The 14662-nt window shown below is 51.5% G+C and carries 13 protein-coding genes; 5 read left to right on the top strand and 8 right to left on the bottom strand.

From position 1 onward, the window contains the following. Positions 1-15 precede the first annotated feature (15 nt). On the top strand, positions 16-315 hold the full coding sequence (locus tag P8H26_RS04845; protein ID WP_289631733.1) for a hypothetical protein: 300 nt from the start codon (positions 16-18) through the stop codon (positions 313-315). 68 nt (positions 316-383) lie between these two features. On the opposite strand, the gene P8H26_RS04840 is transcribed toward P8H26_RS04845, so the two are convergent. The 3 genes from P8H26_RS04840 to rocF form a co-directional block, all read right to left on the bottom strand. After that, complete coding sequence (locus P8H26_RS04840; protein WP_289631732.1) at positions 384-824, bottom strand: DUF1489 family protein; 441 nt, start codon at positions 822-824, stop codon at positions 384-386. 104 nt (positions 825-928) lie between these two features. Continuing rightward, positions 929-1996, bottom strand: coding sequence for an ornithine cyclodeaminase (locus P8H26_RS04835; RefSeq protein WP_289631731.1), 1068 nt, complete (start codon positions 1994-1996; stop codon positions 929-931). Positions 1997-2099: 103 nt separating this feature from the next. Then, complete coding sequence (rocF, locus tag P8H26_RS04830; RefSeq protein WP_289631730.1) at positions 2100-3023, bottom strand: arginase; 924 nt, start codon at positions 3021-3023, stop codon at positions 2100-2102. Positions 3024-3196: 173 nt separating this feature from the next. Here rocF and P8H26_RS04825 point away from each other — a divergent pair, with 173 nt between their 5' ends. Next, positions 3197-3634 (top strand): Lrp/AsnC family transcriptional regulator, encoded by a 438-nt coding sequence (locus tag P8H26_RS04825; RefSeq protein ID WP_289631853.1) that lies wholly within the window; start codon positions 3197-3199, stop codon positions 3632-3634. Positions 3635-3817: 183 nt separating this feature from the next. Continuing rightward, positions 3818-6142 (top strand): TonB-dependent hemoglobin/transferrin/lactoferrin family receptor, encoded by a 2325-nt coding sequence (locus P8H26_RS04820; RefSeq protein WP_289631729.1) that lies wholly within the window; start codon positions 3818-3820, stop codon positions 6140-6142. Between the two features lie 57 nt (positions 6143-6199). Here P8H26_RS04820 and kdsA read toward each other — a convergent pair whose 3' ends face one another. The 5 genes from kdsA to tpiA form a co-directional block, all read right to left on the bottom strand. Then, positions 6200-7042 (bottom strand): 3-deoxy-8-phosphooctulonate synthase, encoded by an 843-nt coding sequence (gene kdsA, locus P8H26_RS04815; protein ID WP_289631728.1) that lies wholly within the window; start codon positions 7040-7042, stop codon positions 6200-6202. Positions 7043-7218: 176 nt separating this feature from the next. After that, entirely contained in the window at positions 7219-8847 is a 1629-nt protein-coding gene (locus P8H26_RS04810; protein ID WP_289631727.1) for a CTP synthase, read from the bottom strand. 367 nt (positions 8848-9214) lie between these two features. After that, the gene (locus tag P8H26_RS04805; protein WP_289631726.1) at positions 9215-9871 is read right to left on the bottom strand and encodes a L,D-transpeptidase; all 657 of its coding nucleotides are present in this window, start codon (positions 9869-9871) and stop codon (positions 9215-9217) included. Between the two features lie 232 nt (positions 9872-10103). Then, positions 10104-10490 (bottom strand): preprotein translocase subunit SecG, encoded by a 387-nt coding sequence (gene secG, locus P8H26_RS04800; RefSeq protein ID WP_289631725.1) that lies wholly within the window; start codon positions 10488-10490, stop codon positions 10104-10106. Positions 10491-10602: 112 nt separating this feature from the next. Then, on the bottom strand, positions 10603-11367 hold the full coding sequence (gene tpiA, locus P8H26_RS04795; RefSeq protein WP_289631724.1) for a triose-phosphate isomerase: 765 nt from the start codon (positions 11365-11367) through the stop codon (positions 10603-10605). 336 nt (positions 11368-11703) lie between these two features. Between tpiA and P8H26_RS04790 the strand changes: the two genes are divergently transcribed. Continuing rightward, positions 11704-13593 carry a SurA N-terminal domain-containing protein gene (locus P8H26_RS04790; protein ID WP_289631723.1) on the top strand — a complete coding sequence of 630 codons (1890 nt, stop codon included), beginning with the start codon at positions 11704-11706 and terminating at the stop codon, positions 13591-13593. A 45-nt stretch (positions 13594-13638) separates the two neighbouring features. After that, positions 13639-14661, top strand: a complete 1023-nt coding sequence (trpD, locus tag P8H26_RS04785; protein ID WP_289631721.1) for an anthranilate phosphoribosyltransferase — start codon at positions 13639-13641, stop codon at positions 14659-14661. The last annotated feature ends 1 nt before the right edge of the window (position 14662 follow it).

The following is a 14662-nucleotide window of genomic DNA, read 5'->3' as shown; positions in this document are numbered from 1 at the left end:
TGTAAAGGGTTTACAATGTCGAATATGCTCAATCTGTTCGGTTTTGCCAGTACGATTCAGGATGAATCCGATTCACTGCAATCGTCGCAAAAAGCAGGTAAAACAACATTGCTGAGTGTTCAGGCTCTGCGTCATGCCGCTGCCCGTCTTGCGGATTTACGCGCGGATGGTGCCTCTCTGAACACCCGCGAACTCGTCGGACTTCTGGTCTGCAATGCCCAGCGCAGTCGTCGCATCAGCCTGCCGGAAGCATCACTGCGCATAGCAACAGGCAATGCAAGCGGACGCGTTGCAATACGCCTTAAACTGCGTTGAATAACTATTGTTTGTTTTGCGCGTATCTTATCCGAAAACCGCTTAACACTTTTCGGGATACGCTCTAATTAAATGAGGCCGAGCGCCGCCAGTTCGCGGCGCAGATCAACAGGCAAAGCCTGCATGCCGCCTCCCGCTCCCGCCCTGTCATCCTGCGGCACTTCTTCATCCGCAATATAACGCCAGCCCTGAAATGCCCTGCGGGGTTGCCAGACAGTCGGAATAACTTTCGGCTCCAGTACCAGATGGCAACGGCCAATGCCGTCCTCACCGGTAAATGTGCGCACTTCCAGCAAACGCTGACGCGCCTGAATATTGCCCTTAATCACCCAATAGAGCGAACCACCGTCAAGTAATTCAACCTGGCGTTTCGGCACCATGCGCGTTGTGTGAAACTGTTCCGGCACAACACCGTTTGCACGGCATTCCTCAAGGCGGAAATCAATCCACGCTGCCAGATCTTCAAGGGAATCACATCCCACACAGAGTTTTACAAGATGCAGAGCCATGTCCGGCAATTACTCCGTTGTTTTAGTGATGTCCAGTATGCAGCGATTGCACAAACAAAAACGGGCAGGATTGCTCCTGCCCGTCTCTTAAAATTGCTTGCGGATTATGCCGCTTCGCCTGCGAGTTTTTTCTCGCAACGCAGCAGCATGCCGAACAGGTCACGCGGCTCATCAGGATCTGCCAGCAGATCGAGATTTTCATAAAGACCTGTCGATTTCAGTTTGTCATGCACATAGCGCAGCGCCGAGAAATCTTCAGTCGCGAAGCCAACGGAATCGAACAATGTGATCTGGTTTTGGTCACGGCGACCCGGCACAGTACCGTTCATCACCTGCCACAATTCGATCACCGGATGATCGGCATCGAGCTGCTGAATTTCGCCCTCAATGCGGGTCTGCGGCGGATATTCAACAAAGATGTCGGAACGCAGCAGAATGTCTTTGTGCATTTCTGTCTTGCCCGGGCAATCACCGCCAACGCCGTTGATGTGGATGCCGCTGCCGATCATATTGTCGGTCAGGATCGTGGCATTCTGCTTGTCAGCAGTTACAGTGGTGATGATCTGAGCGCCCTGCGCTGCATCTTCCGCACTGGTACAGGTGACGATTTCAAAACCGAAGCCTGCAAGGTTCTGCTTGCACTTCTCGGTTGCAGAAGGGTCAATATCATACAGACGCAGTGATTTAACGCCAAGCAGCGCCTTGAATGCCAGCGCCTGAAATTCGGACTGCGCGCCATTACCGATGATCGCCATAGTCTGTGCATTTTCAGGTGCCAGATATTTGGCAACAACGGCTGAAGTCGCAGCAGTGCGCAGCGCTGTCAGAATGGTCATTTCGGTCAGCAGGATCGGATAGCCGGTATCCACATCGGAGAGCATGCCGAAAGCAGCAACGGTCTGCAGACCGTCTTTCATGTTCTTCGGATGACCGTTAACATATTTAAAGCCGTAGAGCGTGCCGTCACTGGTCGGCATCAGCTCGATCACACCGTCATGGGAGTGAGAAGCAACGCGCGGTGTTTTGTCGAATTTTTCCCAGCGCAGGAAGTCTTCTTCCACATAGGTGCAGAGTTCTTTGAGAAAATCTTCAATACCGATTTTCAGCACCAGTTTCATCATATGGTCAACACTGACAAATGGTACGAGGTTCAAGGTTGTTCTGTCACGCATCAGGCTATCTCCCTCCGGTCATTGCCGGAACCTGTTAAACTAAGAAAAGCGCTTCATGTCCATCAGAGACAATTGAAGCGCTTTGGTTGTAAATTTATCAGCTCTATACGAAGCTGCGTGTCGGGCGATCCATCACACTGCGCCCCATCAGGCTGGCGATCAGATCGACCATCAAGAAGGCTGTACGACCGCGCTCATCAAGGAACGGATTGAGTTCAACAGCTTCAAAACTGGTCACCAGCTCACTGTCATGGAGCATTTCCATGATCAGATGCGCTTCACGGAATGTCGCTCCACCCGGAACAGTTGTACCTACCGCTGGTGCGATATTCGGATCGAGGAAGTCCACATCAAGACTGACATGCAGCAAGCCGTTGGCATCTTTTACACGCTTCAGGAAGCGTGTGAGCAGCGCTACAACGCCGTGCTCATCAATCATGCGCATATCGTTGACAGTTACGTCCGTTTTACGGATCGCATTGCGCTCCGCAGGATCAACCGAACGGATACCAATCATGCAAACATTGGCCGGATCAACCGGAGCCTGCACTTCAGGGAATGTGCCCTCAAAGCCCGGCTGGCCGGTATAATAGGCCACAGGTGTGCCGTGCAGATTGCCGCTGGTGGTGGTTTCCAGTGTGTGGAAATCTGTATGCGCATCAAGCCATAGCACGAAAAGCGGGCGACCCTGCTCTTTGGCGCGACGGCTCAGGCCGCAAACGGTGCCCGCTGCCAGCGCATGATCACCACCGAGGAAAATCGGGAAACCATCGGCACTATGCTCAAAGGCAGCTTTATCCAGCGCCTCAATCCATGCCACGATTTCAGACAGGTTTTTCAGAACCGGATTGGAATGCGTGAGGTTCCGCTTTGCAGCCGGTTCCACATTGCCCAGATCGGTAACATCATGCCCCAGTTCTTGCAAAGCCTGAGTCAATCCGGCGGCACGAAACGCGCTCGGCCCCATTTCGCAGCCCATGCGTCCGGTTCCGTCCTGCACAGGTGCACCAATCAGTTTACAATGCATATATGTTCCTCACGACCATAATTGTTTTCTCCGCCCCGTCAGCAAAGCGCTATAAGGGTGGTGACTTTCACGTATAAAACCACGAAACATTGGCAGAGTGGACAGAGAAGATTGGCAAATCTCCACAGATGCTTTATCAGATTGCGCAGTTAAATGAACAAAATGGTAAGACAGTGGACGATCTCGACCAGAAACTCATCACCCTGCTCCGTCACAATGCACGCCGCAGTATCTCCGATCTCGCACTCGATGCCGGTGTTTCCCGCGCCACCGCACGCGCCCGCTTGGAGCGGTTGGAAAAAGACGGCCATATTCTCGGCTATACCGTTATCCTGCGCGCTGACACGGTTGAACAGGCTGTGCGCGGCATTATGATGATCGAGATTGAAGGCCATGTGACAGAACGTGTGGTGAAAGCGCTGGGCGGCTTCTCCGAGATTTCAGAAATTCATACCACCAACGGCCGCTGGGATCTGATTGCAGAAATTAATGCCGATACGCTGAGTGACCTCGACAGTGTGCTGCGCCGTGTGCGCCTCGTACCCGGCATCACGAACAGTGAGACCAACTTGCTCCTCGCAACACCGCGCAGCACCAGAGCGCGGCTTTAAAATATGTCTTAAATTTCAAAGGGAACATTATTCGGGGATGCGGATGAGCAACACCGCACTCTTAAACATGACTAATTTTATCTTATTTAGAAAATTCATATATGCAAAACTAATTTAATACTTTAAGGCAAGCGTAATCATTAACAAAGCCTGAACAACAAATCCTCCCAAGGAGTTGCGCTTATGTCCGCTTATGCTGCTGGTGGTTCTGCCACCGGTGCACGCACTTTTTCATGCATGCAAAAATTTACACTTTTCATTCTCGCCGGTACAGTTTTAAGCAGCGCCGGTATCTTTGATTTTACCTCGAGTGCTCACGCACAGACTGATCAGCCAAAAAAACAAACGGAAAAACAGCAAGCGGACAATACATCCGGTACATTGCAGCTGAACACAATTACGGTTGGCACCGGCACTGTCGGCTCCGGCAGCTATGGCACAGATGCCCCGAATATTGTGACGATCGACCGCGAGACGATTGACCGTGCTCAGGCTTCCAGCCTGCCGGAACTGGTGAAACAGACACCGGGTGTTACCATGCTTGGCGGTGTACGCATTCAGGGTCAGGGCATTGCAATCCGTGGCTTTGCCCGCCAGACAGATGTGCGCATTATCATGGACGGCGCACAGAAGAATTTTGAGCGTTACGATCAGGGAACAGTCTTTATCGAGCCGGAACTGCTCAAAAGCGTTGAGATCGAAAAAGGCGCGACATCCATTAAATACGGTAATGGTGGCTTCGGCGGCACCATCAAAATGGAAACCAAAGACGCAGCCGATATGCTGCGCGAAGGTGAGAGCTGGGGACTCTGGTCAAAAACCGGCTATCAGACAGCCAATAAAGGTTGGGTGCAGAGTGGCGCAATTTATGGGCGCACAGATTATAGCGGCATCACCTTTGACGGCCTTGCAGCAGCCACATGGCGCAAGACTGAGGATATGCGCATCGGTGGCGGTGAGCGTTACAATTTCTCCGATAGCAAGCTCACATCCTTCTCTGCCAAGGGCAGTGCCAGCGCTGACGGCCATGAGCTGAAAGCAACGGCCAGTTACGGCATGAGCCAGAACTGGGGGCCGCCTGCGGCTATTCGCGGTCAGGTTGAACCAATCGGCAGTCAGGTAGAAGATCTAGGTTATTATGAAGCCATCCGTCGTCGCCTCGCCTGGCGCGATCTGAAAGATTTCAGCTCATCCGTTGAGCACAAATTTTCCGGTGACAGTGATCTGGTCAATACGCGCCTGATGGTGAGTTATGCTTTTACGTCCCTCTTCGCCGAGCGCCCTGATGGTGTGAGTACATCTGCCTCGACAGGCGGAAAATGGACAGATTCTCAATATTCTGATCTGCGAATTGAAGCCGAAAATACATCCAACTTCACACTAGGTGGTTTTAATCACAGTCTGAATTACGGCATTCAGTTACAACGCCACAACCGCGATACATGGATGTATTCGAATAGCAAAACCCATAATAATGCCAATTATAACTACGGTTATTTTGCGCCTTATAATATGCCGCAAGGCAAGCAGGAAACTTTCAGCGCTTTTGTGATTGATAAAGTTGCCCTGACCGATCAGCTGGCCATCATTCCGGGGCTGCGTTATGATTATGTGCGTTCAGAAGGCAAGCCGAACGCTGCAAAGACCTATAATGATATCAAAGCGGGTCATGATTACAGCGCAGTCAGCCATGACGGCCTGACACCGGGTTTGAGCGTGACCTATGATGCCACCTCAAATTTGCGTCTGTTTGCTGATTGGGCCTACGCTATGCGTATGCCGAATATTGATGAGCTCTATTCCACGCAAAGTTCATCAACCTATATGCCTGCCACCAGCCGCGATCTGAAAGTGGAGCGCAACAATAACTTCCAGATTGGTGTAGAGACCATTCACAACCAGCTCTTCACCACTGACGATCAGCTGAAGGTTCGGGCAACAGCCTATTATAACCATGTTACCAATCCGATTAACCGCCGCTTTGGTAAAGCGAACAACCCACCCAAACGCGGCGAAGCTGCCAATTACTGGAACATGCCGTCCTACTATTCCACTGGCATCGAGATTTCAGCCCATTACGACACAACTTATATGTTTGCCGATGCGGCCTTCTCTACAATGCATGGCAGCCGTCATGGCGCGCTGAATAATATCTATGGTTATAACACCTATCTCAAAGATCTGGCACCGGCGACACTGGTGACAACGCTGGGCTGGAAAGTGCCTGATTATGATCTGACACTGGGTTGGACAGGGACTTTTGTCGCCAGACAGTCCAAGACACCGCATAATCAGAATGGCGGCGAGTATGCCCGTCCTGAAAGCGCAGGCTATGGTATCCATGATCTGTTTCTGACATGGACACCGCAAAGCGGTATGATGAAAGATACCAAGCTGGATGTCGGGCTCGATAATATTTTCGACAAGAAATATGAGCCATATTTGAGCGATGGTATTACAGCCATGCCCGGTCGTAATTTCAAAGTCAGCCTCAGTAAACAGTTCTGAGACACAAAAAAGCCCGCGTCAGACGCGGGCTTTTTTTAAAATTGTAAATGCTCAAAATCAGAGAGATTTTGACAGCTTGTCAAACGCCATGAGCGTTTCGAGAAGACGCGGCATATCTTTCAAAGGCACCATATTCGGGCCATCGGAAGGCGCATTATCCGGATCCTGATGGGTCTCAATGAAAACACCTGCCACACCAACAGCAACGGCTGCACGCGCCAGTGTTTCCACAAATTCGCGCTGGCCGCCACTGGTTTCACCCTGCCCGCCCGGCTGCTGCACAGAGTGCGTGGCATCAAAGATCACCGGTGCGCCAAGACCCGCCATAACCGGCAGCGAACGCATATCCGACACAAGTGTATTGTAACCGAAAGACGCGCCGCGCTCAGTCAGCATCACATTCGGATTACCGCTCTCAACCACTTTGGCCATTACATTTTTCATGTCCCAAGGTGCAAGAAACTGGCCTTTTTTGATATTGACCACACGGCCGGTATTAGCGGCGGCGATCAGCAAATCAGTCTGACGGCAGAGGAAAGCCGGGATCTGCAGCACATCAACAACTTCACCGACGAGTGCGCATTGTTCTTCCGTGTGAACATCTGTCAGCACGGGAAAACCGAAATCTTTTTTAAGGTCAGTGAAAACTTCCATCGCCTTTTCGAGGCCAATGCCGCGCTGACCTTTCAGCGAGGTGCGGTTGGCTTTGTCGAAGCTCGACTTATACACCAGCCCGATGCCGAGCTTATCCGTCATTTCCTTCAAGGCACCAGCCATATCATAGGCGTGTTCGCGGCTTTCCATCTGGCACGGGCCTGCAATGATCGACAATGCGCCCTTGTTGGAAAATACTACAGTGCCTGACGGCGCCTTAACCTCAACAACTGGATTGGCAGTCATATCTGTTCCTCAAACTTGAAAAGTACCTGACTTTTCCGGATAAATTATTGCGCAGGCACTCTGCGCAGGAAACCGCAGGACGGCTTCATTTTCAGCATATGGATATTACCATCTGCAATATCCAGACTTAGACGATAAAAGCAAAACGGGCACTGTTAAAGTGCCCGTTGCAAGTGTCAGACCAGACGGCTCTGGTTTACTGCCGCCCCGATGAAGGAGGCAAACAGCGGATGCGGTTCAAACGGACGCGATTTAAGCTCCGGATGATACTGCACACCGATGAACCAAGGATGGTCGGCATATTCGATCGTTTCCGGCAGAACACCATCAGGTGACAGACCGGAGAAAGTCAGACCGGCTTTTTCAAGCTTTTCCATATAGTCAATATTGACTTCATAGCGGTGACGGTGACGCTCATGAATATCCGTTGTGCCGTAAATATCAGCAATACGCGTGCCGCTTTTCAGCATGGATTCATAAGAACCCAGACGCATTGTACCACCAAGATCGCCGGATGCCGTACGCTTCTCAAGCATATTGCCTTTGAGCCATTCCGTCATCAGACCGACAACCGGTTCTTTCGTCGGACCAAATTCGGTTGAAGATGCATCTTTGATACCGGCGAGATTACGCGCCGCTTCAAGACAAGCCATCTGCATACCGAAGCAGATACCAAAATACGGAACCTTGCGTTCACGGGCAAATTTCGCCGCGAGAATCTTGCCTTCCGCACCGCGCTCGCCAAAGCCGCCCGGCACCAGAATGCCGTGAACTTTTTCAAGATAAGGTGCAGCGTCTTCGCTTTCGAAAACCTCGGCTTCGATCCAGTCGAGATTAACCTTCACACGGTTGGCAATGCCACCATGTGTCAGTGCTTCGATCAGCGATTTATAGGCTTCCTTCAGGCCGGTATATTTACCGACCACGGCAATGGTAACTTCACCTTCCGGATTATGGATACGGTTGGTAATTTCTTCCCAACGCTCCATCTGCGGTTTTGGTGCCGGTTCAATGCCGAAAGCTGCCAGAACTTCAGAATCCAGACCTTCATTATGATAGGCCATCGGCACATCATAAATTGTTTTAACATCCAGTGCCTGAATAACCGCGCTTGGGCGGACATTACAGAACAGCGAAAGTTTCTTGCGCTCGGATTCCGGAATTTCACGATCCGCACGGATCAGCAAAATATCCGGTGCAATACCGATAGAACGCAGCTCTTTCACAGAATGCTGGGTCGGTTTTGTTTTCAGTTCACCCGCTGCCGGAATATACGGCATCAGTGTCAGGTGAATATAAACGGCCGTGTTACGCGGCAATTCATTGCCGAGCTGACGGATGGCTTCCAGAAACGGCATTGCTTCGATATCGCCGACTGTGCCGCCGATTTCACACAATACGAAATCATAATCCTCATTACCTTCTGTAATGAAGTTTTTGATCTCATCCGTTACATGCGGAATAACCTGAACTGTTGCACCGAGATAATCGCCGCGGCGTTCTTTCTCGATGATGTTCTGGTAGATGCGGCCAGTCGTGATATTGTCCTGCTTTGTTGCAGAACGACCGGTGAAACGCTCATAATGACCAAGGTCAAGATCGGTTTCCGCACCGTCATCGGTCACAAACACCTCACCATGCTGGTAAGGAGACATCGTGCCCGGGTCAATGTTGAGATAAGGGTCGAGCTTTCTGATCCGCACGCGGTAACCACGTGCCTGAAGAAGAGCCGCCAGTGCTGCTGCAGCTATGCCTTTTCCAAGGGAAGAGACCACGCCGCCTGTGATGAATACATATCGCGCCATGGGCTTATGTCGTTAGACTCTCCTGATTGATTCCGCCACTAAAAAATGATTTCAGCAACGGATTTTTCATTATTCTTAACATTTACCCATAAAATCCCTGAGGCATTTTATGGCAAAACCCATAATTCACGCAACAACACCACCGTAAGGAATTTTCCCGAACAGTGCTGAAATTACAAAGTTTGCGTTGAAAACGCGTTACAGAACTCTGATCTGCAACTCTGAGCAAACAGATAGTGCTTCGACAAACAAATTGCCACTGCTTATTCGGTTGTCCTGAGAAACTTTTTATTGAACCGAAATAAAATGCATAAAAAAGCAAAAAGCCGGCCTGAGCCGGCTTCTGCAATATGAGGATATCAAGCGATCAGAGAACGACGACAGTCGCGCCCATGTTAACGCGCTCATACAATTCCATCACATCTTCATTGGTCATACGGAAGCAGCCGTTTGAAGCAGAGCTCCCGATTGTCCAAGGCTGAACCGTGCCGTGAATACGGATGTAGGTATCCTTATTGCCCTGAAACAGGTAGAGCGCGCGTGAACCCAGCGGGTTGCCCAGACCACCGTCCATACCGTTTTTGAAACGGCCGTAATGTTCAGGACTGCGCTTGACCATATCTGCAGTTGGAATCCAACGCGGCCATTCACGCTTGGCATTGATTGTACCGCTGCCCTTAAATTCCAGACCAACTTTACCGACAGCAATACCATAACGACGTGCAGTGGTTGGTGTTTCTACCAGATAAAGGAAATATTTCGACGGATCGACAACAATTGTGCCGACCGGATAACCCGAAAAGGCAACAGTTTGCGCCTGATATCTCGGATCAATATTATATTTGCCTTTGGCGGCGGCTGCTTTCTGAGAAGTTGCTTTTTTCTTCTCTGACTTAGCGGCCTTAACGGTCGTTTCTGTCGATGAAGCCGCACCGGCGGACTGGGCAAATGCCTGACCGGTAAGAGCGGAGAAACTTAAGCACAGACCGGCAAAACCGGCGATGAGAACACGCGATGAAATCATGGGGCTTTCTCGAAACACTCTTTTGTGCCCATCATTTACAGATGAGCGGAAGATGATGTGTAAACAGGTTGCTTGCTGATAGGCTAAACTCACCCATCTCTCAACGGACAATATGTTACCCACAAGCTAATCCCTGCGTCTATGGCAAGCCTGCAACACTTTTATTGCAACCGTCTTAAAATGAAAAAAGCCTCCACGAGGGAGGCTTTTTGTAATTCAAATATTCAGCTCGTTACTGTGAGCTTGGAACCGAGCTTGCCGGTGCGGCAGGCTGTGCCGGAGCAGTTTCCGGTGTCGTTGTGCCGCCGCCGAGCTGGTCAAGAATACCATTGCCACCGGCTGGCGCTGTCTGCGAACCCGATGCCGCTGGAATACGGTTCAGAATGTCTGTCGGACGTTCACCATTCATGGCCATAATGCCCAAAATCAGCGAAGTCGCGAAGAAACCGGCACCCAGAAGTGCAGTTGTACGGGTCAGCGCATTTGCTGCGCCGCGTGCGGTCATAAAGCCGGAACCACCGCCAATACCAAGACCACCGCCCTCAGAACGCTGAATCAACACAACGCCGACAAGAGCGAGAACGATCAGGAGATGTATAACAATAAGAACGGTTTGCATGGGTTTCCGGACTGCTTTCTTGTAAAGATAGAAACGGCTTTTTACACGGATTTATCCGACAATCCAACCCCCTGCAACCGAATGCTTGCAAGGGATTGATATTTATTCAACTTCAGAGCACGCGATAGGCATCGCAAATTGCGAGAAAATCCGTTGCTTTCAGGCTGGCACCGCCAACAAGCGCGCCATCCACATCAGCAACGCCAAGCAGCTCAACAGCATTATTCGGCTTGACTGAACCGCCATAGAGCAGACGCAGATGCGCGCCTTTGGCACCAAAACGTTCGATCAGCTTCGAGCGAATGAACGCATGCACTGTGCGCACATCCGAGACAGTCGGCGTCAAACCGGTGCCGATTGCCCAGACAGGCTCATAGGCAACAACGGTATTTTGCGGGGTCACACCTTCCGGCAGCGAATCCGCGATCTGCTGACCAACGACATCCAGAGTCTGGTCGGTCTGTTTCTGCTCAGCGGTTTCGCCAACGCAGACAATCGTTGTCAGTCCGGTTTTCCATGCGGCCTGCACTTTGGCACACACGGTCTCGCTACTTTCATGGTGATCGGCACGACGCTCGGAATGGCCGAGAATAACATGACTTGCGCCTGCTTCTTTCAGCATCAGCGCGGAAATATCGCCGGTATGTGCACCTGATTCTGCCGCATGACAATCCTGTCCGCCAACGCCGATAGCATCGGTTTCAGGTGTTGCAGCTGCGCGGGAAATGAGTGTTGACGGAACGCAGATCACAACATCGAACTTGCGGCCGATATCCGTGCTGAGATTGGCAGCGATTGCGCGCAGTTCTCCCAACTGTTCGCCGGTGCCGTTCATCTTCCAGTTACCCGCTACAAGCGGACGAATTTCCGGGGTCATTCCACCCTCCTCACCAATGATCTCAGCCACATTGCACAGCGGCCTTTGACAGTGTCCGAGCGTTATTGAGCTTCCGGACAGAGCCGATTTTCACCCTAAACAGAACCTGCTTCGGAGCATATTGCCGTTCAGGAGACGATTAATTGCGACACGCTCTAGCAAATTCGTCTGTGAAAGCAAATCCCCAAACTTACCTTCCCGCGCCGCTTTAACGGTAATAATGTCACAATTCTTTTCATCATATGGCCTGACAAGGCAGGTTTCCGTTTGACTGCATTATCATCGGCGGCTATCCCCTTATTTAACAAAGTGAGTTTACGCCACAAAGGTACTTCTATGCTTGACAGCTTGCGCACTGCATCCAAATCATGGGTCTCGAAATTCTTTCTCGGTCTTCTCGTCCTCTCGTTCGCAGCCTGGGGTATCGCAGATGTGTTCCGTGAAGGTTTTAGCGGCAATGCTGTTCTGGAAGCCGGAGGCTCATCCGTTTCGCCGACTGAATATCGTTTAGCCTATGACCGTCAGGTGATTGCCGTATCCAATCAGCTGCGCCAGCAGCTTACCCGTGATCAGGCAAAAGCACTTGGCATTCCTTCACAGGTGACCGGCCAGCTGGTTGCAGGCGTGCTGCTGGATGAACAAGCCCGCACAATGGGTCTGGGTATGTCGAAAGACCACCTCGCTCGCCTTACCGGTGAGGATCAGGCTTTTCAGGATTCAAGCGGTCGCTTTTCAAGCAACCAGTTTAACGCCGTGTTGCGTCAGGCAGGCATGAGCCCGCAGGATTATTTTGACAGCCGCACCAAATTCGCGCTGCGTCAGCAGATCGTGGAAGCCGTGTCAGATGGTATGAGCGCACCGGACACACTGTTCAAAGCGCTGGCTCTCTATGACGGTGAAAGCCGTACCATCGACTATATTACACTCACACAGGAAAAAGCCGACACAATCGCAACACCTGATGATGCAGAACTGAAAAAATGGTATGAAGCCAATCTCGGCAATTACCGTGCGCCGGAATATCGCAAAGTCAGCTATGTACCGCTGGAAGCGCAGAGCATTGCCAATGAGAGCGATGTAACACCGGAAGAAATTCAGGATTATTACAAAAAGAATGTTGCCCGCTTCTCGACTGAGGAAAAGCGTACGATTGAGCAGCTGAATTTTGCCAATGAAGATGAAGCCAAAGCTGCCGCAGAAAAAATCAAATCCGGCACCAGCTTTGCTGACCTCGTAACGCAGAGCGGTAAAAAGCCTGATGATGTTAAGCTCGGCACTTTCGTGAAAGCCGATCTGCCGGATGCAGTGATTGCTGATGCAGCATTCGCATTGCCTGCCAATGGCACCAGCGATGTTGTGAAAGGTGCCTTTGGTCCGGTTCTCCTGCATATCAGTGCCGTTGAACCATCCGTTGTTAAGACAGAAGCAGAAGTTGAGCCGGAAATCCGCAAAACTCTGGCGCTCACACAGGCACTCAGCTCGCTGAATGCAGTGCATGATTCCTATGAGGAAGAACGCGGCAACGGTGCCACTCTTGCGCAGGCTGCAGAAAAGCTGAAACTGCAAGTTAAAACCATTGAGGCAGTTGATGCCGAAGGAAATGGTCTTGACGGCAAGCCGGTTGCTGATCTGCCGCAACTGCCATCATTCCTCACCTCCGTATATCAGTCCGATCAGGGCATCGATAATGATGCGCTGCCAACACCAACCCGCGGCTATATCTGGTATCAGCTGGATGGTGTAACCCCTGCCCGTGACCGCAGCTTTGACGAAGTTAAAGATCGGGTGACCGCAGAGTGGAAGCAGGATCAGGCAACCAAACGCCTCACAGCCAAAGCGGAAGACCTGCGCAAGCGTCTTGAAGCCGGTGAAGCACTTGACGTGCTTGCACAGGAAGCCGGTACAGAAAAACAGACCAAGCGCGGTCTGACCCGTACAGCGACTGATTCAGAACTTGCACCTTCAGCAATTGCCCAGATCTTTGGTGGCTCTGACAATCTGAGCGGCGTGGCAAGCGGCATTAATAAAGACACGCAGATCCTGTTTAAGGTAACGGAAACCACAGAACCTGCCGGTGTCAGCGCCGAGAGCCTGCCGGAAGGAACCCGCACAGCGATTTCATCGCGTATCGGTGACGACCTGCTGGAACAGCTTGTTGGCCGGTTGCAGGGCGAGTATCCGGTCAAGATCAACCAGACTCTGATGGATCAGGCCCTATCGTTCTAATCTGCCTGTCAGGCAGAGCCTTCAAATACAGATATTGAGAGCAACATGTCAGATTTCAAAAGCTATATTGCCAAGGCGGTTACCGGTACTCCTTTAACCAAACAGGAAGCCAAGGCTGCGTTTGACATTATGATGTCCGGCTCTGCCACGCCTGCCCAGATCGGCGGATTTCTGATGGCGCTGCGCATGCGTGGTGAAGCTGTTGCTGAAATTGCGGGCGCGGTGGAATCAATGCGCTCAAAAATGATCCCTGTTGATGCACCTGCCGGTGCGATTGATATTGTTGGCACCGGCGGGGATCAGTCCGGCTCTTACAATGTTTCCAGCTGTGCGGCCATTGTGGCCGCCGGTGCAGGCGTGACTGTTGCGAAGCACGGCAACCGTGCTTTGTCCTCGCGCTCCGGCGCTGCGGATACTCTGGCAGAGCTTGGCATCAATATTGAAGCAGAACCTGCAACGATCAGCCGGAGCATTCATGAAGCCGGTCTCGGCTTCATGTTCGCACCGATGCATCATTCTTCCATGCGCCATGTGGGGCCTGCCCGTGTGGAGCTCGGCACGCGCACGATCTTTAACCTGCTCGGGCCACTTGCCAATCCGGCAAGCGTGAAGCATCAGCTGGTTGGCGTCTTTTCCCGCGAATGGGTTTTGCCTATTGCTAAAGTTCTGAAAGAGCTCGGCTCGGATCATGTCTGGGTGGTGTATGGTGATGGTCTTGATGAAATGACCACTGCAGGCACCACCAATGTTGCAGCCCTGCATAATGGTGTAATCACAGAATTTGACATGACACCGGAAGAAGCCGGCCTGAAGCGTGTTACGTTTGATGCGCTTAAAGGTGGTGATGCGCAGCATAATGCTGCTGCTTTGCTGCGGGTGCTCAACGGCGAAGCAGGTGCCTACCGTGATATCGTGCTGCTCAATGCCGGTGCCGCACTGATTATTGCGGGCAAAGCTAAAGACATCAAAGAAGGCATTGCCCTTGCCGCACACTCTATCGACAGCGGTGCAGCCAAAGCCAAACTCGATCAGCTGATTGCTGTTTCGAACAGCAAAACAAGTGAATAAT

It is taken from the genome of Pseudochrobactrum sp. sp1633 (assembly GCF_030376605.1).
Lineage (GTDB): Bacteria > Pseudomonadota > Alphaproteobacteria > Rhizobiales > Rhizobiaceae > Pseudochrobactrum.
This window is presented reverse-complemented; position numbering and strand designations above follow the sequence as displayed.